Annotated in this window: 17 protein-coding genes; 8 read left to right on the top strand and 9 right to left on the bottom strand. The window is 71.9% G+C overall.

The genetic code is table 11. The features are described 5' to 3' along the window. Positions 1-38 precede the first annotated feature (38 nt). Positions 39-1,124, bottom strand: coding sequence for an NADH:flavin oxidoreductase/NADH oxidase (locus ACF06X_RS11970; RefSeq protein WP_392287116.1), 1,086 nt, complete (start codon positions 1,122-1,124; stop codon positions 39-41). 126 nt (positions 1,125-1,250) lie between these two features. Here ACF06X_RS11970 and ACF06X_RS11975 point away from each other — a divergent pair, with 126 nt between their 5' ends. Next, on the top strand, positions 1,251-1,634 hold the full coding sequence (locus ACF06X_RS11975; protein WP_392287117.1) for an ArsR/SmtB family transcription factor: 384 nt from the start codon (positions 1,251-1,253) through the stop codon (positions 1,632-1,634). 74 nt (positions 1,635-1,708) lie between these two features. On the opposite strand, the gene ACF06X_RS11980 is transcribed toward ACF06X_RS11975, so the two are convergent. Both ACF06X_RS11980 and ACF06X_RS11985 read right to left on the bottom strand, forming a co-directional pair. After that, positions 1,709-3,115: an FAD-dependent oxidoreductase gene (locus ACF06X_RS11980; protein ID WP_392287118.1), complete on the bottom strand. Its 1,407-nt coding sequence runs from the start codon at positions 3,113-3,115 to the stop codon at positions 1,709-1,711. 98 nt (positions 3,116-3,213) lie between these two features. Beyond that, a complete protein-coding gene (locus tag ACF06X_RS11985) occupies positions 3,214-3,873 on the bottom strand; it encodes a DUF305 domain-containing protein (RefSeq protein ID WP_392287682.1) in 660 nt (219 codons plus the stop codon). Between the two features lie 146 nt (positions 3,874-4,019). Between ACF06X_RS11985 and ACF06X_RS11990 the strand changes: the two genes are divergently transcribed. Continuing rightward, on the top strand, positions 4,020-5,549 hold the full coding sequence (locus ACF06X_RS11990) for an LVIVD repeat-containing protein (RefSeq protein ID WP_392287119.1): 1,530 nt from the start codon (positions 4,020-4,022) through the stop codon (positions 5,547-5,549). On the opposite strand, the gene ACF06X_RS11995 is transcribed toward ACF06X_RS11990, so the two are convergent. The 4 genes from ACF06X_RS11995 to ACF06X_RS12010 form a co-directional block, all read right to left on the bottom strand. After that, positions 5,516-6,235: a TetR/AcrR family transcriptional regulator gene (locus tag ACF06X_RS11995; protein WP_392287120.1), complete on the bottom strand. Its 720-nt coding sequence runs from the start codon at positions 6,233-6,235 to the stop codon at positions 5,516-5,518. The two genes, ACF06X_RS11990 and ACF06X_RS11995, sit on opposite strands and share 34 nt — an antisense overlap. A gap of 180 nt (positions 6,236-6,415) precedes the next feature. Then, positions 6,416-7,072: a phosphatase PAP2 family protein gene (locus ACF06X_RS12000; protein ID WP_392287121.1), complete on the bottom strand. Its 657-nt coding sequence runs from the start codon at positions 7,070-7,072 to the stop codon at positions 6,416-6,418. A 56-nt stretch (positions 7,073-7,128) separates the two neighbouring features. Continuing rightward, on the bottom strand, positions 7,129-8,064 hold the full coding sequence (locus tag ACF06X_RS12005) for a M56 family metallopeptidase (protein ID WP_392287122.1): 936 nt from the start codon (positions 8,062-8,064) through the stop codon (positions 7,129-7,131). A 103-nt stretch (positions 8,065-8,167) separates the two neighbouring features. Then, positions 8,168-8,740, bottom strand: coding sequence for a DUF5134 domain-containing protein (locus tag ACF06X_RS12010; protein WP_392287123.1), 573 nt, complete (start codon positions 8,738-8,740; stop codon positions 8,168-8,170). A gap of 156 nt (positions 8,741-8,896) precedes the next feature. Here ACF06X_RS12010 and ACF06X_RS12015 point away from each other — a divergent pair, with 156 nt between their 5' ends. Beyond that, entirely contained in the window at positions 8,897-9,448 is a 552-nt protein-coding gene (locus tag ACF06X_RS12015; RefSeq protein ID WP_392287124.1) for a GNAT family N-acetyltransferase, read from the top strand. A gap of 60 nt (positions 9,449-9,508) precedes the next feature. Here ACF06X_RS12015 and ACF06X_RS12020 read toward each other — a convergent pair whose 3' ends face one another. Both ACF06X_RS12020 and ACF06X_RS12025 read right to left on the bottom strand, forming a co-directional pair. Beyond that, positions 9,509-10,192: a glycerophosphodiester phosphodiesterase gene (locus ACF06X_RS12020; RefSeq protein WP_392287125.1), complete on the bottom strand. Its 684-nt coding sequence runs from the start codon at positions 10,190-10,192 to the stop codon at positions 9,509-9,511. Positions 10,193-10,366: 174 nt separating this feature from the next. After that, the gene (locus tag ACF06X_RS12025; protein ID WP_392287683.1) at positions 10,367-10,945 is read right to left on the bottom strand and encodes a PadR family transcriptional regulator; all 579 of its coding nucleotides are present in this window, start codon (positions 10,943-10,945) and stop codon (positions 10,367-10,369) included. A gap of 117 nt (positions 10,946-11,062) precedes the next feature. Between ACF06X_RS12025 and ACF06X_RS12030 the strand changes: the two genes are divergently transcribed. The 5 genes from ACF06X_RS12030 (at position 11,063) to ACF06X_RS12050 (ending at position 16,606) form a co-directional block, all read left to right on the top strand. Further along, positions 11,063-12,205 (top strand): LLM class flavin-dependent oxidoreductase, encoded by a 1,143-nt coding sequence (locus ACF06X_RS12030; RefSeq protein WP_392287126.1) that lies wholly within the window; start codon positions 11,063-11,065, stop codon positions 12,203-12,205. Then, positions 12,202-13,257, top strand: coding sequence for an alpha/beta hydrolase (locus ACF06X_RS12035; RefSeq protein ID WP_392287127.1), 1,056 nt, complete (start codon positions 12,202-12,204; stop codon positions 13,255-13,257). The genes ACF06X_RS12030 and ACF06X_RS12035 overlap by 4 nt, the downstream gene beginning before the upstream one ends. A gap of 81 nt (positions 13,258-13,338) precedes the next feature. Beyond that, positions 13,339-14,745 carry a DUF6421 family protein gene (locus tag ACF06X_RS12040; protein ID WP_392287128.1) on the top strand — a complete coding sequence of 469 codons (1,407 nt, stop codon included), beginning with the start codon at positions 13,339-13,341 and terminating at the stop codon, positions 14,743-14,745. 26 nt (positions 14,746-14,771) lie between these two features. After that, on the top strand, positions 14,772-15,530 hold the full coding sequence (locus tag ACF06X_RS12045) for an SDR family NAD(P)-dependent oxidoreductase (RefSeq protein WP_392287129.1): 759 nt from the start codon (positions 14,772-14,774) through the stop codon (positions 15,528-15,530). Then, positions 15,527-16,606 (top strand): threonine aldolase family protein, encoded by a 1,080-nt coding sequence (locus ACF06X_RS12050; protein ID WP_392287684.1) that lies wholly within the window; start codon positions 15,527-15,529, stop codon positions 16,604-16,606. The genes ACF06X_RS12045 and ACF06X_RS12050 overlap by 4 nt, the downstream gene beginning before the upstream one ends. Positions 16,607-16,640: the final 34 nt, after the last annotated feature.

Genomic DNA, 16,640 nt, shown 5'->3' on the forward strand with positions numbered 1-16,640 from the left:
GGCGTCCCGCCCCGGGGCGGCGGAGGAGGCGGGAGAGGTCAGATCGCCCAGGCGTACGGGCTCGGCGCGTGGGGCGGCTCGGCGCCCAGCTCGCGCGCCGCCCGGCGGGCCCAGGAGGGGTCACGGAGGAGCTCACGCCCGAGCAGCACGGCGTCGGCCTCCCCATTGGCGAGGATCTTCTCCGCCTGCGCGCTCTCCGTGATCAGCCCCAGGGCCGCGACCGGGAGGCCGGTCTCCGCCTTCACCCGGGCCGCGAAGGGCACCTGGTAGCCGGGGCCGACGGGGATCTCGGCCGGGCCTCCGTTGCCGCCGCTGGAGACGTCGAGGAGGTCGACGCCGTGCTCCCGCAGCAGGGCGGCGAAGCGGACGGTCTCGTCCGGGGTCCAGCCCTGGTCGCCCAGCCAGTCGGTGGCCGAGATCTTGAAGAAGACGGGCAGCTCCTCGGGCCACACCGCCCGTACGGCGTCGACGACTTCGAGGGCCAGGCGGGTGCGGTTCTCGAAGGAGCCGCCGTACGCGTCGGTGCGGTGGTTGGCGTAGGGGGAGAGGAACGAGCTGATGAGATAGCCGTGGGCGCCGTGCACCTCGATCACCTCGAAGCCGGCCGCCAGGGCGCGGCGCGCGGCGTCGGCGAACTGCCCGACGATCTCCTGGATTCCCTCGGTCGTCAGCTCGGTCGGGACGGGGTGGCCCTCGGCGAACGGGACGGGGCTCGGCCCGACGGGCTGCCAGCCCTGCCCGTCCGCCGGGACCGGACCGCGGCCCTCCCAGGGGCGCTGGGTGGAGGCCTTGCGGCCGGCGTGCCCGATCTGGATGCCGGGCACGGTGCCGTGCTCCTTCAGGAACCCGGCGATGCGGCGGAGCGACTCCACCTGGGTGTCGTTCCAGATGCCGAGGTCGGCGGGGCTGATCCGGCCGTCGGCGGAGACGGCGGTCGCCTCGACGAGGATGAGGCCGGTGCCGCCGGTGGCGCGGGCGGCGTAGTGGGCGAAGTGCCAGTCGTTGGCGACGCCCGCGTTCGGGCCCGACACCTCTGCCGAGTACTGGTCCATGGGCGCCATCCACACACGGTTCGGGATGGTCAGGGACCGAAGGGTGTAGGGCTCGAACAGGGCGACGCTCATGACGGACTCCGTTTCGGGATGCCTCGGTGGATGCTCGTACGATACCCATCGTAGTACGTCACCTGTCAAACTACGAGGCCTCTCGTACAATGGGCGGGTAACCCCGGATGAAGTGGAGCCGCCGCTGTGACGACCGCGACCAACCCTCGGGTCCTGGACCACCCGGCGCGCGACGAGATCCGCCTGGAGGGGGTGCTGCACGCGCTGTCGGACGCGGTGAGGCTGCGGATCGTGAGCGAGATGGCGCGTGAGGGTACGGAGTTGAGCTGCTCCCACTTCGACCTGCCGGTGACCAAGTCGACGACGACGCACCATTTCCGGGTGCTGCGCGAGAGCGGCGTCATCCAGCAGATCTACCGGGGCACGGCCAAACTGAACGCCCTGCGCCGGGAGGACCTGGACGCCCTCTTCCCGGGCCTCCTCGACAGCGTCCTCGACGCGGCGACCGCCCAGGAGAGCCGCCTGACCCAGCCGGACCCGCGGCCGGCGGCGGCCGAGGGAAAGCCCTGAACGGCGCGCCGTAGGGGGTGTCCGGCGCACCGGACGCGCCGCGCCCTATCCGGCCCTGATCCGCCGGACACTCCCTACGCCCCGCCGTCCCTCGCCGCGGCCCGCAGGCCCGCCCAGTCCGGGATCTTCACCGGGCCCCGCCCCAGCGAACGGCCGAGCGCGGCCTCCGCGCGCTCGATGGAGAGCCAGCCCGGCCAGGCGACCGGCTCCAGGCCGAGGTCGCACAGCGCGCCCAGCGGGTCGGCCGCGACCGTACGACCGGCCAGTTCCGCCGCGTCGGAGAGCAGCGAGGTCACCGTCTCCTTGGCGCAGGGGCGGTTCGTCCCGATGACCCCCGTCGGCCCCCGCTTGATCCAGCCGGCGACGTACTCGCCCACGGCGGGAGCGCCGTCCCGCAGCACGCGGCCCGCCGCGTTCGGGACCGTCCCGGTCGCCTCGTCGAAGGGCAGCCCGGGCAGCGGGACCCCCTTGTAGCCGACCGCCCGCAGGACGAGTTGGGCCTCGATCTCCTCGTACCGTCCCGTCCCCCGCACACCCCCCGTACCGTCCGGCTCCGTCCGCTCGAAGCGGACCGCGGCCACCCGGCCGTCCTCGCCGAGGATCTCCGCCGGGCGGAGGAAGAACCGCAGCCGGATGCTGCGCGCCGCCTCGACCCCGTTCAGGCCGCCCCCGCCGTCCGCGAGGCCCGTGAGATCGGCGCCGTCCGCGCCTTGCGCCGCCCACGCCCGTACGACCTCCAGGTTCCGCCGGTTCACGGCCGGCAGCCCCGACGGGTCGGCGAACGACGGGTCGAGAGCCAGGTCGGCCGGCTCCACCCGCACCCGGGCGCCGGGCAGCCCGCCCAGCTCCCGCAGCTCCTTCGTCGTGAACTTGGCCTGGCCGGGACCGCGCCGCCCCACCATGTGCACCGTGCGGATCCGGCTGGACTCCAGCGCCGTGAGGGCCGGGTGCGGCACGTCCGTCGACCGCAGCTCGTCCGCGCCCCTGGCCAGGATGCGGGTGACGTCCACCGCCACGTTCCCGACCCCGATCACGACCGCCGAGCGGCCGCCGAGGCCGACCCCGAAGCCGTTGCCCGCGGCGTCGGGGTGCGCGCTGTACCAGGAGACGAAATCGGTCGCCGAGAAGCTGCCGGCCAGGTCCTCGCCCGGCACCCCGAGCCGCCGGTCGCGCGCGGCGCCCACGCAGTACACGACCGCGTGGTAGAGCTCCAGGAGCCGGGCCGGGGTCACGCCCCCCGCGCCGACCTCGACATTGCCGATGAAGCCGATCCGCTCGTCCTCGAGGACCGCCCGCAGGTTCTGCTGCAGCGACTTGATCTTCTCGTGGTCCGGGGCGACCCCGTAACGGACCAGTCCGTACGGACAGGGCAGCCGGTCGAGCACGTCGACCCGCACCCCGGGCACGAGCGACTGCTGGACCAGCGACTGGGCGGTGTAGACCCCGCTGGGTCCGGAACCGACGACAGCGACACGAAGCACGGTCGTACTCCTTCCCGCCGCAGGGTGATTCCCGCCGGGCTTCCAGCATGGCACCGGAAGCCCGGCGACGGGAGGCGCATGACCCCCGCTCCCCTCGACTACATCGACCGCATCCGGTTGATCTCCGCCGTCTGCTGCGCGATCACGTCGTTCGCCATCTCCTCCACCAGCACGTTGTTCCCCTGCCCCAGGACCTCGGCCGCCATGGTCACCGCACCCTCGTGGTGCGCGATCATCAGCTTCAGGAACAGCGTGTCGAACCCCTCGCCCTTCGCCTTCCTCAGCTCGGCCAGCTGCTCCTCGGTCGCCATCCCGGGCATCGTGTGGTGGTCGTGACCGCTCTGCTCGCGCGGGCCGCCGTGGCCTTCCAGCCATCCCTCCATCGCGTCGATCTCCGGCCGCTGCGCCGCGGCGATCCGCTCCGCCAGCTTCTTCACCTGCGTCGAACGGGCCCGCTCCGGGACGAGCGCGGTCATGGTCAGGGCCTGTCGGTGGTGCACGATCATCATCTGGGTGTAGGCGAAGTCCGCCCCGTTGGGCTTGTCGTCGGGCAGCAGCTCGGAGGCTTCCGCGGGGGATATCCTCCGCGCCGGTTCGCCGGGCTTCCCCGGCGCCACCACCGCCGGACCCGTGGAGCTCCGGCTCTGCGGCGTGCCCTCGTCCGGCCCCGGGTCGCAGGCGGTCAGCGCGCCGACGGCGGTGGCGGCCACGACCACGGCGACAGCTCGGGTGACGGCGCGGGTGACAACTCGACGGATACGGCGGTTCAACCGGTTCGGCAAAGTGACCTCCAGGGGTACTTCGATGACGTCCGTGTCGCCCTCTGTTGAGATGTACACGCAAAGGACGATACTGCGGGAGTCCATCAACCGTTCAACCACGAACGGACGCAAGGGAGGACGGAGTGACCTCGTCGAGAACCACTCGTACCCCGCGTGCACGGATCAGAGGTCTGGGTGTGGCCACCGCCGCCGCCGGACTGCTGGTCGGTCTGCTCGCCGCAGGCCCCGCGGCTGCCATACCCGACCCGGGCGACACCCCGGCCCAGCACGGCGTCTCCTCGCAAGAGGCGGCCGACACCCGGGCCGCCATCCAGAGCGGCGCGATCCCCGGCGTGGACGAGATCGTCCACAGCGACAACATCGAACACCTGGCCAACATCCCCAAGGACGCCCTCCGCGGCACCAACTCCGACCTGGCCTTCCAGGGCCGATACGCCTTCGCGGGCAACTACGACGGCTTCCGGATCTTCGACATCAGTGATCCGACGGCCCCGAAGACCGTCGCCCAGGTCCTCTGCCCCGGATCCCAGAACGACATCTCCGTCTCCGGCAACCTGCTCTTCCTCTCCACCGACTCCTCCCGCAGCGACAACTCCTGTGCGAGCGTCAGCCAGCCGGCCACGGAGAAGTCCTCCTGGGAGGGCATGAAGATCTTCGACATCAGCGACATCGCCAACCCGAAGTACGTCGCCGCCGTCGAGACCGCCTGCGGCTCCCACACCCACACGCTGGTGCCCGAGCGCAGGGACGTCTACGTCTACGTCTCCTCGTACTCGCCCAACGTCGCGTTCCCCGACTGCCAGCCCCCGCACGACGGCATCTCGGTCATCAAGGTGCCGCGCAAGGCGCCCGAGAAGGCCGCGATCGTCAACTTCCCCGTCCTCTTCCCGGGCGAGGGCCCGGACGGCGGCGGCAACCCGGGCAGCCCCACCAACCCGGGTGTCTCCAAGACCACCGGCTGCCACGACATCACCGTGCTGCCCGCCAAGGACCTCGCCGCCGGTGCCTGCATGGGCGACGGCATCATCTTCGACATCGAGGACCCGGCGAACCCGAAGGTCATCGACCGCGTCCAGGACAACGTCAACTTCGCGTTCTGGCACTCGGCGACCTTCAACCAGAAGGCGAACAAGGTCGTCTTCACCGACGAGCTCGGCGGTGGTTCCGCGGCGACCTGCAACGAGGCCATCGGCCCCCACCGCGGCGCCGACGGCGTATACGACATCGTCGGCAGGGGCGACCATCGCAAGCTGGTCTTCCGCAGCTACTTCAAGATCCCCCGCCACCAGGCGAAGACCGAGAACTGCGTCGCCCACAACGGCTCGCTGATCCCGGTCAAGGGCAAGGACCTGATGGTCCAGGGCTGGTACCAGGGCGGCGTGTCGGTCTGGGACTTCACGGACTCGAGCAAACCGAAGGAGATCGCGTACTTCGAGCGCGGTCCGCTCTCCACCGAGCGCCTCAGCTCGGGCGGTTCCTGGTCCGCGTACTACTACAACGGCCACATCTACTCCAACGACATGGCCAAGGGCTTCGACGTGCTGAAGCTCGACGACCGACTCACCGACCCCGCGGAGCGGATCCGGATGGACGCGCTCAACGTCCAGACCCAGCCGGACTACTTCGACGACTTCGAGGACGTCGACGACTGACGCGGCACCCGGTCCCGCGCCGTGGAGAGCGCGGCCGGCGCCGGTAACGCCGGTAACCCGGAAGCGGTGAACGGCATGCCGTCGGGCGGACCCCCGCCCGGCGGCATGCCCTGCTCCCAGTCGAGTCCGTACCGGTGGAACAGCTCCGCACGCAGCCGCGCCACCGGCATCGGCGCCCCCGGCAGCAGCACCGCCACCACCGCGCCCATCAGCAGCGCTCGCAGCAGCGGATAGTCCGCGTCCACGTCCTCGGAGCCGTACCGCGTCACCGTGTCCCGCAGGAGGAACGCGAGCCGCTGCTGCTCGGGACACTGCACGAACCCCTCCGCCTGCAGAATCCCGGCCATATGGGTCCGCATCAGCACCGGCCGGGCCATGGCCAGGCCCAGAATCGCGTCGATCGCCCGAGCCAGCCGCTCCCGCCCGTCCTCCGTGCGCGGCTCGCGCTCCAGCGCCTCTTCCAGCGTGAGGTGCATCAGCCGGTGCACCGCCGACTGCAGCAGCTGCCGCTTCCCCGGGAAGTAGTACGAGATCAGACCACGTGCCGAGCCCGCCCGCTCGGCGATGTCGCCCAGCGTCGTCGCCTCGTACCCACGCTCCGAGACCAGCTCGACGGTCGCCTCGAGGAGCCGCTCGCGCGAACGCCGGCGAAGCTCTTCATTGACCGATGCGCTACGCGGGGACATGCTGGACTCCTGCGTTGACTGGCTCGCAGCCAATATACTCAGCGCATCCTGCTGTCGCGCCTTCGTGGCTGGTCAGCGGGTTTGCCGTCTGTTCTGGGCGACGCGGGGGATCGCCCAGAACAGCCGGTTTCCTTGCGTTTCCCCCATTCTCCTCCGGCCCGATCGGCACGACAGCCTCCCCTAGGGGGTGTCTCGCTGAGCGTCCCTGCGGTCCGCGTTCCGCCCGTACTTCCGGTACGTGATGATCGCCACAGCGGCGCCGCACCAGCCCAGCAGCCAGCCGGCCACCACGTCCGAGGGCCAGTGCACCCCCAGGTAGACCCGGGTCCACCCCACGCCCACCACCGACACCACGGCCGTCACCGCGAGGACGCTCCACCCCCGCCAGGTCTCCCGCCAGTGCAGGGCGAGCACCCACAGCAGCAGCGCACAGGTCAGCGCCGCCGTCAGGGCGTGCCCCGAGGGGAAGGCCGCGTAGTGCGCCGAGTCGACCGGATCGGTCCAGGAGGGCCGGTTCCGGTCGACGGCCGCCTTCATCCCCTGCTGCACGGCCGCCGCCGCCAGACTCGCCCCGACGAGCCACAGCGCGAGCAGGCGCTCCCGACGCCACCACAGCACCACCACCGCGGCCGTGATCAGCGCCCGCATGGTCCATGGGTCCCAGACCCAGTCGCTGAGGACCCGGTTGAGGTGGGTGAGGCCCGGCTCGGCGACGGCGCTGCGGTGCAGCGATTCGGCGACCGAACGGTCCAGGGAGAGCAGCGGCTGAAAGTCCACGGCTACGAGGACGAGCAGCAGCACGGCCAGGGCACCGGAGACGACGGCGGAGGAGCGCATGACTCGATCTTCCCCGATCTTCCCCGGCGTTCGGGCCGGCGCCGAGCCGCCCGCGGTTATCCGAGCGCCCGCAGCGCGGGGACGAACGCCACCAGAACCGGCACCACCGGCACCAGCGCCGCCGCCGCCGTCAGCCGCAGCCGGCGCCCCGCCGTCAGGCGTGGAGTGGCCGCGAGGAGCCGGTTGACCCGCTGCGGAAGGTCCCCGTCCGGGACCTGGCCGGGGCCGAACACCCCACGCTCCTCGTTGAGTTCCACCAGCGCGAGGGCGATCGTCAGCCGCCCGAAGCGGCGCGAGGCGACATCGTCGGCGGCCAGCTCCACCAGCCGGTGCATCTCCCCGCGGAAGGCCGCGAAGACCGGAATCCCCGGGAACCCGCCCGCCAGCGCGCCCGAGCAGTGCAGCAACCAGTCGTGGCGCGCCCGGGCGTGTCCCTGCTCGTGCGCGAGCACGGCATCGAGCTGGCGTCCCTTCAAGCGGCGCAGGGCGGCCGTCGTGACCACAAGGCGTGGCGCGGTGCCCGACAGCCACCAGGCGTCCGGCCGTTCGGCCTCCAGGACGACGAGCCCCTCGCCGTCCGGCCGCTCGCCGGGCAACAGCGGGGAACGGGCGAGCAGTTCGCCGTGGCGCTGCCGACGGCGGGCCCGCGCCCGGCGGATCTCCCGGGTCAGCATGGCCGCCGTCCACAGTCCACCGCAGGCCAGCACGACCGCCAGCGCGGCCGACCACGGCCGGTGGGTGCCCAGTTCATACGCCTCGATCACACCACGCGGCGCGGGCGCGAAGATCCGTCCCCGTACCACCTGCCAGGCAGCCGCCGCGCTGAACGTCATCGACAGCGCGAAGCTCAGCAGGACCGCGGCCACCACGCACTGCCACATCCAGAGCGCCACCACGGGCTCGCGTTCCGCCCAGTCGGACCGCGACAGCAGTCGCGGGGCCACGACGGCGGTCAGGACGCCGAGCGCGAGCAGCGCGAGGGAGACCAACATGAGGCCACCCTATGAGCGTCGGCTACCGGGGGGTACAACCGCGCGAGCCAAGTGACGTACGCCACGGTTTCCCACAGAGCCACAGAGCCACAGAGCCACAGCGTCACAGCGTCACGAGCATCGCCAGCATCGCGAGCGCCATCGACAGCCGGCACACGAGGGCGAACTCCGGCCGCGAGGCCCACGCCGCCGAAGGCCCGCCGGCCGGCGCCGCCACCGGGACCAGCCGGGCCCCCGACCGCAGCACGTACACCGCGTAGTACGCCAGCAGCGCTCCCGTCACGAGCGGCGCGCCCCCCGTGACCCCCGACGCGGCCGCGTGGACCCCATGCCCTCCGTGCGCTCCCTGCGCCGGCAGCGCCATGGCCACCGCCATGTAGACCATGGCCAAGGAGCCCACCAGGTGGTGCAGATGATGCCCGCCGCGCCGGGCCGCGAGCAGCGCGCGCAGCGCCGCCACGCCGAACACCGCCGCGTACACCGCCCAGCTCCAGTCCGGCGGGGTGAGCACGGCGGCCGGCAGCGCCATCGCCGCCATGCCGAAGCCCATCACGGCCTCGCTCCCCGCCGCCCTGCGCTCCTCGCCGGCGCAGCGCCGCGTCCGCAGCAGGCAGTACGCCCCGCTCGCCCCGCACAGCGCCACCAACAGCCACGCCGACAACGCCGGTCCGTGCACGGCACACCTCCCCGTCGTCCCTCCCGACGTCGATGCCCGGGCGGAGCCGGGCGTACGCGAGCGCACAGGCGTACACGGGGAGCACGCGGCGGGGGCGTTACGCTCGGGGAGATCGCCTCCACCGATCGTCAGCGCCCGAGGGGAGAACCGAACGCCATGGACACCGCCACGTCCCAGGACACCGGCCGGATCAGCTACCGCGACGCGGTCGAGGACGACGTCCCGGCGCTCGTCGCGCTCGTCGAGTCGGCCTATCGGGGCGACTCCAGCCGGGCCGGCTGGACCACCGAGGCGGACATCCTCGAGGGGCGGCGCACCGACGCCGAGGGCGTGCGCGCGGTCATCACCACCCCGGGCAGCCGGCTCCTCGTCGTCGAGCGCGACGGCGAGCTCGTCGCCTGCTGCCAGCTCGAACGCCGGGGCGAGGCGGCCTACTTCGGCATGTTCGCGGTCCGTCCCGAGCACCAGGGCGGGGGCCTCGGCCGCCGGATCATCGCCGAGGCGGAGCGCCGGGTGCGGGATCTCTGGGACGTGCGGGAGATGCACATGACGGTGATCTCCGTACGCGAGGAGCTCATCGCCTGGTACGAGCGGCGCGGCTACCGCCGTACGGGAGAGATGACCCCGTTCCCGTACGGCGACGAGCGCTTCGGCATCCCGCAGCGGGACGACCTGCGGTTCGAGCTCCTGGTGAAGCCGCTGGTGTGAGCGGCTCGTGCGAGCCGCTGGTGCGAGCTGCTGGAGTGGGCTCCGGTGTGAGCCGGGCCCTCAGGCCGTGAAGCGGCCGGTGCGGCGGATCTCCGGATAGTCGGTCGTCGCGCCGTCCAGCTCCAGGGCCCGGGCGAGCCGCAGGTGGTCCTGGGTGTTGACCACCCAGCCGATCACCCGCAGGCCCTCCCGGTGGGCGTGCTCGACCGTATCCAGCGTGAGGTGCTGGATGTTCAGGACGAGGGCGCCCGCCCCGACCGCCTTGGCCCGGTCGACGACGTCCCCGTCCCAGTCGTCGGCCACGAGCGCGGTCCGGACGCCCGGGACGTGCCGGGCGATCTCGGCGAGGGCCTCGTCGTGGAAGGAGAGCACCTCCACGCGCCCGGTCAGATCGCGCCGGTTCATCACCTCGGCGAGCGTCCGGGCGGCGGCCACGTCCTTGATCTCGGCCTGGATCGGGGCCCGGACCGCGTCCAGGACCTCCTCGAAGACGGGGACGCGCTCCCCGTCACCGGCGTCCAGCTCGCGGAGCTCGGCGAGGGTCAGTTCGGCGATCGGCCCACTGCCGTCGGTGGTCCGGTCGACCTCGGCGTCGTGCATGACGACGAGGGCGCCGTCCTTGCTCAGGTGGAGATCCAGCTCGATGGCGTCCATGCCGGCCTGCTCGGCGCGGACGAAGGAGCGCAGGGTGTTCTCGGGCTCGACGCCCATGACTCCGCGATGACCGATGGTGAGGAAACTCAAGATCTTCTCGCTTCCGTCGATGTCCGGGCACGGGTCCCTGGGTGGCGCAGCCTAATGGCTTCGCCGTGAGAGGGAAGCGCACGCGCGGCCCTCGTCGGAACGAGCCCTTCCCCGCCGCCCCGAACCCCGAACCCCGAAGAACCCCGAACCCCGAAGAACCCCGGGCCTGCGGTCTCAGGACCGGCCGCCCGAGTCCTCCAGGCCCGCCGGGCCCTCCAGCGCGTCCAGGCCCTCCAGGTCCTCCAAGCCCTCCAGGTCGGCGAGCATCGCCTCCGCCAGCTCCAGCTCCGCCAGGCTCCGGCGCTCGCTCCAGCGCAGGGCGACCGCCGGATGGGCCCACCGCGGTACGGACTCCGCCTGGGTCAGCGCGCCCCTGATCTCGGTCAGCTCCTCCCGCGTACGGGCGATGTGCTCCTCGACGAGCGCGCGCAGTCGCCCGGGTGCGGCCAGATGGCCCAGCCACACCCGCAGCACCAGCGGGTGCTTCAGCACCACGGGCCCGCCGTCCCCCTCCGCCGCCCACCGGGCAAGGGCCGCCCGGCCCGCCTCCGTGATGGCGTACCGCCGCTTCGCCCTCGGTTCCTCCGGGCCGGACCGGGCCGACGTCACGTAACCCCGCGACTCCAGGCGCCGCAGCTCCGCGTAGATCTGGCTGATCGCCGGCGACCAGTGGAAGAAGCGCAGCGAGGCGTCGGCCCACTTCTTCAGGTCGTAGCCGGTGCGCTCGCCGGGGAAGGAGAGCAGGCCGAGCACCGCCCACGCGGTCTGCGGCAATCCCTGTTCCGTCTCTTGCCTCTTCGAGACCTGACGACTAGTCATATGGCGAATTGAAGTAAGGGCAGCGCACCGGCACAACCCCCTGGAGGGCACGTGAAGTTCTCGGTGATCTTCGAGGCGCAGCTGGCCGACCCGACCGTGGAGCACGAACACCAGGTCATCAGGGACTGCGTCGAACAGGCCGTCCTCGCCGAGGAGATGGGCTTCGACCGGATCTGGGCCGTCGAGCACCACTCCCTCAAGTGGTACGCCCACATGTCCGCGCCCGAGGTCTTCCTCTCCTACGTCGCCGCGAAGACGAGCCGGATCAGGATCGGGCACGGCGTGGTCTGCATGCCGTTCCGGTTCAACCACCCCGCCCGCGTCGCCGAACGCGCCGCCATGCTGGATCTGCTCTCCGGCGGCCGGCTCGACCTCGGCGCGGGCCGGGGCGGCACCGAGCAGGAGACCTCGCTGTGCGGCGTCGACCGCGACCGGACGACCGCCGAGGTGGAGGACGCCCTGCGGATCATCGGCAAGGCCTGGCAGAAGGAGGAGCTGGAATACCACTCCGAGCTGATCGGGATCGATCCGCATCCGATCCTGCCCCGCCCGAGCCAGACCCCGCACCCGCCGCTCTTCCTCGCCTGCAGCCGCGCCGAGACCCTGGTCCAGGCCGCCGAGCTGGGCATCGGCGCGCTGGTGATGGGCTTCGCCGGACCCGACTCGATCGCCGGGATGCGCCGGGCGTACGACGCGGCCCGGGCGGCCCGTACCGGCGAGCGGTTCGTCTCCACCGTCGTCAACGACCACTTCTCCGTGCTCTGCCCCACGATCGTCCTCGACGACCGCGAGGAGGCCCGGCGGGTAGGCATCCGGGGCCAGCGCTTCTTCGCCCAGTCGATCGGCCACTGGTACGGAGGGGCCGGCATCCCCGACGAGGCGGTCGTCCGCGGCGCCACGGGCGAGGACGAGGCCGCCGAGATGCGCCGCGCCGCCGAGCAGGTCGTGGCCCGGCTCCACGAACAGCGCATTCCGGTCCGGCCCTCGGCCACGGCGACCTTCAACGCCGACCACGCCTACGGCACGGCGCGGGACGCCATCGCCTACGTCGAACGCCTCCGCGACGCGGGGGCCGACGAGATCATGTGCCTGATCCAGATGGGAACGGTGCCGCAGGAGGCCTGCCTGGAGACGCTCCGCCAGTGGGGCGACACCGTCATCCCCCACTTCAAGAAGAAGGGCGAGGGGCGATGAGCGGCCGGGTCCCGCCCGGCGGCGACCGGCTCGACCCCGCCGCCCGCCCCTTCGCCGACCTGCTGACCGCCGTCTTCCCCGACATAGGGGGCGCCGTCACCGACCCCGTGGAGGCGCGCCGCGTCCTGGCCGCCGCCACGGCGGCGCCCACCGACCCGCCCGCCGTCGGCGCGGTGGAGGAGCGGACGATCCCGGGCCCCGAGGGCGCGCCCCCGCTCCGCGTCCGCGTCTACCACCCGCCGAGTGCCCCCGCCGGGCCGCGAGGCGAAGGCATCCCCCGCCCGCCGGCCCGGGCAGCCCGGGCGCCCCGTCCCACCGTCGTCTTCTACCACGGTGGCGGCTGGGTCCTCTGTGACCTCGACACCCATGACCGCACCTGCCGGGCGCTGTGCCGGGAGTCCGGTGCCGTCGTGGTCTCCGTCGACTACCGGCTCGCCCCGGAGGCCCGCTTCCCCGCCGCCGTCGAGGACGCCTACGCGGCCCTGCTCTGGGCCTCGGCGCACCTGGACGAGCTGGGCGGCGACCCCTCGGCCCTGGTGGTCGCCGGGGACAGCGCGGGCGGCAACCTCGCCGCCGCGGCCGCGCTGCTCGCCCGCGACCGGCAGGGGCCCGCGCTCGCCCGCCAGGTGCTGATCTACCCCGTCACGGACCTGGCCGGCGACCACCCCTCGTACCGCCTCAATGGAGCGGGGTACTACCTCACCACCACCCACATGCGCTGGTTCCGCGACCACTATCTCGGCCCCGACGGGGACCCCCGCCATCCGCTCGCCTCCCCCCTCCGTGCCGAGCTGGGCGGCCTGCCGCCCGCGCACGTCGTCACGGCCGGCTGCGACCCGCTGTGCGACGAGGGGCGGGCGTTCGCCGCCGCACTCGCCGCGGCGGGCGTCGCGGTCACGGAGGACCACCATCCGGGGATGTTCCACGGCTTCCTGGCCCTGGCGGAGTACCTCGACGCCGCGGCCCGCGCCCTGACCGGCGCTGCGGATGCGATCGCCTCAACCCTGTCGGACAGGAAAAATCGCGGTGACCATGGGGGTCGCACAGGATAATTTCTTCTGCCCCCACTTGTGGGGAGGAACCGCGAATGGATACGGTGTCTTGACGCGAGGTTCTCCTGTGGAGGAAGACGAATGACGGAAATTCTTGTGCAGGACGTGACCGGTGGGGGGATAACCACCGCTGCTCCGGTGATCCAGCACCCTGCCTGGCCCGAGCTCAAGAATGCCGTGGAGGAGATCCGTCCCTGGCAGAGCAAGGACGGCTCCATCGACCTGGAGGCCGAGGGAGCCCCCTCCCGAGCCCTGGTCGAGCGCACGGTCGACCGGATCGTGGCCGCGGTGGAGCAGCTCTCCCCGCTGCTGCCGCACGACGCCGCGTACCACCGCGCGCTCGTCGCCGACCTGCGCAAGTGGGTGGAGAGCGGCTTCGCGGTCCCGGACTTCCTGGACTCCCTGCTGGCCTTCCAGCCGGCCGCCGACCGCGTGGACGGGCTCCAGCACCTGGCGCTCTTCCCGATGTACACCCAGAACGGCAACCCGGACCGCAACCTGGAAGCCGTCGTGCTGCGCATGGTCTGGCCGGAGTGGCTCTCCGAGCTGGAGCGCACCCGCTACGACAACCCGCTGTTCTGCGGCATCACCTTCGAGGACTTCACCGCCGGTTACGACACCAACTCGGCCGTCCTCTTCCCCGAGACCATCGCCGTGCGCGAGGCCCCCGAGCGGTTCAGCTGGGGCGGCATCTTCTGCGACCGCGAGGCCGCCCGCTTCCGCAAGGTCACCGAGGCCGCCGTCGACATCCTCGGCATCGACCTGCCCGAGGACATCGCCGCCATGGTCAAGGACCAGAAGCGCTGCGAGGCCGCCTTCGTGCTCTGGGACATGGTCCACGACCGCACCCACAGCCACGGCGACCTGCCGTTCGACCCCTTCATGATCAAGCAGCGCCAGCCGTTCTGGATGTACGGCCTGGAGGAGCTGCGCTGCGACCTCACCGCCTTCAAGGAGGCCGTGAAGCTGGAGGCCGAGGGCAACACCCACGGCCGGGACGTGCAGTACGCCGTCCTCTTCGACCGGATGTTCCGCTTCCCGGTCACCGGCGACCGCAACCGCAACTACGACGGTCTGGGCGGCCAGCTCCTCTTCGCGTACCTCCACAAGCACGACGTGGTGCGCTGGACGGACAACACGCTCAAGATCGACTGGCGGCGCGCCCCCGAGGTCACCAACCAGCTCTGCGGCGAGATCGAGAAGCTGTACCGCGACGGCATCGACCGCCCCAAGCTCGTCCACTGGTTCAAGGCGTACGAGCTGGTCTCCACCTACCTCGCCCCGCACCCCGGCTCGCGCTGGGCCAAGGGTCCCGACGCCCTCGACCTGACGCAGCCGCCGCGCAAGCTCGTCGACGACGTGCTTCCGGACGAGTTTCCGCTCAGCATGTTCTATGAGGCCCTGTCCAAGAAGCTCAAGGGCGTGATCGCCGCGACCAAGGGCATCACCGCCGCCGGCGCTTCCCGGACCGAGCAGGCTGCCGCGTGAACTCAGTTTCCAAGGAGGCGACGCCCATGAACGGCAACGGGAACGGCGGTCGGCTGGAAGGTGCCGTCATCGCGGTCGCGGGAGCGGCCGGACCGGCCGGCCGGGCGGCGCTGATGCGCCTCGCCGAGGCCGGCGCGGTCGTCGTCGCCTCGGACGCCGACCCCGCGCGCCTGGCCGAGGCGGTCGACGCCGCCCGGTACGCGCACGGCGGGGCCACGGTCGTCGGTGACACGGTCGACCTCTTCGACCTCGGAGCCGCCCGTGAGTGGGCGGACAAGACGGAGAAGGAGTTCGGCCGGATCGACGGACTCGTCCACCTCGTCGGCGGCTGGCGCGGCAGCGCCTCCTTCGCCGAGACGGACCTGGCCGACTGGGCCTTCCTGGAGAAGGTGCTGATCCGTACGGTCCAGTCCACCTCGCTCGCCTTCCACCAGCCGCTCATGCGCAGCGACCGCGGCCGCTACGTCCTGGTCAGCGCCGCGGGCGCCTCCAAGCCCACCGCCGGGAACGCGGCCTACGCCGCGGCCAAGGCGGCGGCCGAGGCGTGGACCCTGGCGATGGGTGACGACTTCCGCAAGCTGGGGGGCGAGGACGGGCCCAAGGCCGCGGCTGCCATCCTGGTGATCAAGGCACTGGTGCACGACGCCATGCGCGCCGAGCGCCCGAATGCGAAGTTCGCGGGCTTCACCGACGTCAAGGATCTGGCCGACGCCATCGCCGGCGTCTGGGACCGGCCCGCACAGGAAGTGAATGGACAGCGTCTGTGGCTGACCCCCAAGCCGTGACCCCGGCACCGCCCTCCAGGACCGACGCGCGTCGTCACCACGACCCGTCGGTCCGGGGCTTCGCCAGCGACAACTACGCCGGCGCCCACCCGGAGGTCCTCGCGGCGATCGCCCTCGCCAACGGCGGTCATCAGATCGCCTACGGCGAGGACGACTACACCGAGCACCTCCAGCGGATCATGCACAGCCACTTCGGCCCCGGCGCCGAGGCCTTCCCCGTGTTCAACGGCACCGGCGCCAATGTCACCGCCCTCCAGGCGCTGACCGACCGCTGGGGCGCGGTGATCTGCGCCGAGTCCGCGCACATCAACGTGGACGAGGGCGGAGCCCCCGAGCGCATGGGCGGCCTCAAGCTGCTCACCGTGCCGACCCCGGACGGCAAGCTCACCCCCGAGCTGATCGACCGGCAGGCGTGGGGCTGGGAGGACGAGCACCGGGCCATGCCGCAGGTCGTCTCGATCACCCAGAACACCGAGCTGGGCACGGTCTACACCGTGGACGAGATCCGGGCGATCGTCGAGCACGCCCACTCCAAGGGCATGAAGGTCCACCTCGACGGAGCCCGGATAGCCAACGCCGCCGCCTCGCTGGACGTCCCGATGCGGGCGTTCACGAACGCGGTGGGCGTGGACGTCATCTCCTACGGCGGCACCAAGAACGGCATGCTGTTCGGCGAGGCCGTCGTCGTCCTCAACCCGGACGCCGTCAGCCACATGAAGCATCTGCGCAAGATGTCCATGCAGCTCGCGTCCAAGATGCGGTTCGTGTCGGTGCAGCTGGAGGCGCTGCTCGCCAAGGACCTGTGGCTCCGCAACGCCCGGCACGCCAACGCGATGGCCCAGCGCCTCGCGGCCGGGGTGCGCGCCGTGGACGGGGTGGAGATCCTCTACCCCGTACAGGCCAACGCGGTCTTCGCGCGGCTGCCGCACGAGGTCAGCACCCGCCTGCAGGAGCGCTTCCGCTTCTACTTCTGGGACGAGGCGGCCGGCGACGTGCGCTGGATGTGCTCCTTCGACACCACGGAGGACGACGTCGACGCCTTCCTCCAGGCGCTCAAGGAAGAGATGGCGCGCTAGTCACCTTGCATAGCTATGCGGTCGACCGGAAATA

This window comes from Streptomyces sp. NPDC015346, assembly GCF_043078785.1.
Lineage (GTDB): Bacteria > Actinomycetota > Actinomycetes > Streptomycetales > Streptomycetaceae > Streptomyces.

What these genes read in the sequence shown, in the direction of transcription:
- ACF06X_RS11970 (WP_392287116.1), bottom strand. Translation starts at nt 1,124, where the DNA reads ATGAGCGTCGCCCTGTTCGAGCCCTACACCCTTCGGTCCCTGACCATC.
- ACF06X_RS11995 (WP_392287120.1), bottom strand. Translation starts at nt 6,235, where the DNA reads ATGTCCCCGCGTAGCGCATCGGTCAATGAAGAGCTTCGCCGGCGTTCG.
- ACF06X_RS12000 (WP_392287121.1), bottom strand. Translation starts at nt 7,072, where the DNA reads ATGCGCTCCTCCGCCGTCGTCTCCGGTGCCCTGGCCGTGCTGCTGCTC.
- ACF06X_RS12005 (WP_392287122.1), bottom strand. Translation starts at nt 8,064, where the DNA reads ATGTTGGTCTCCCTCGCGCTGCTCGCGCTCGGCGTCCTGACCGCCGTC.
- ACF06X_RS12015 (WP_392287124.1), top strand. Translation starts at nt 8,897, where the DNA reads ATGGACACCGCCACGTCCCAGGACACCGGCCGGATCAGCTACCGCGAC.
- ACF06X_RS12035 (WP_392287127.1), top strand. Translation starts at nt 12,202, where the DNA reads ATGAGCGGCCGGGTCCCGCCCGGCGGCGACCGGCTCGACCCCGCCGCC.
- ACF06X_RS12040 (WP_392287128.1), top strand. Translation starts at nt 13,339, where the DNA reads ATGACGGAAATTCTTGTGCAGGACGTGACCGGTGGGGGGATAACCACC.
- ACF06X_RS12045 (WP_392287129.1), top strand. Translation starts at nt 14,772, where the DNA reads ATGAACGGCAACGGGAACGGCGGTCGGCTGGAAGGTGCCGTCATCGCG.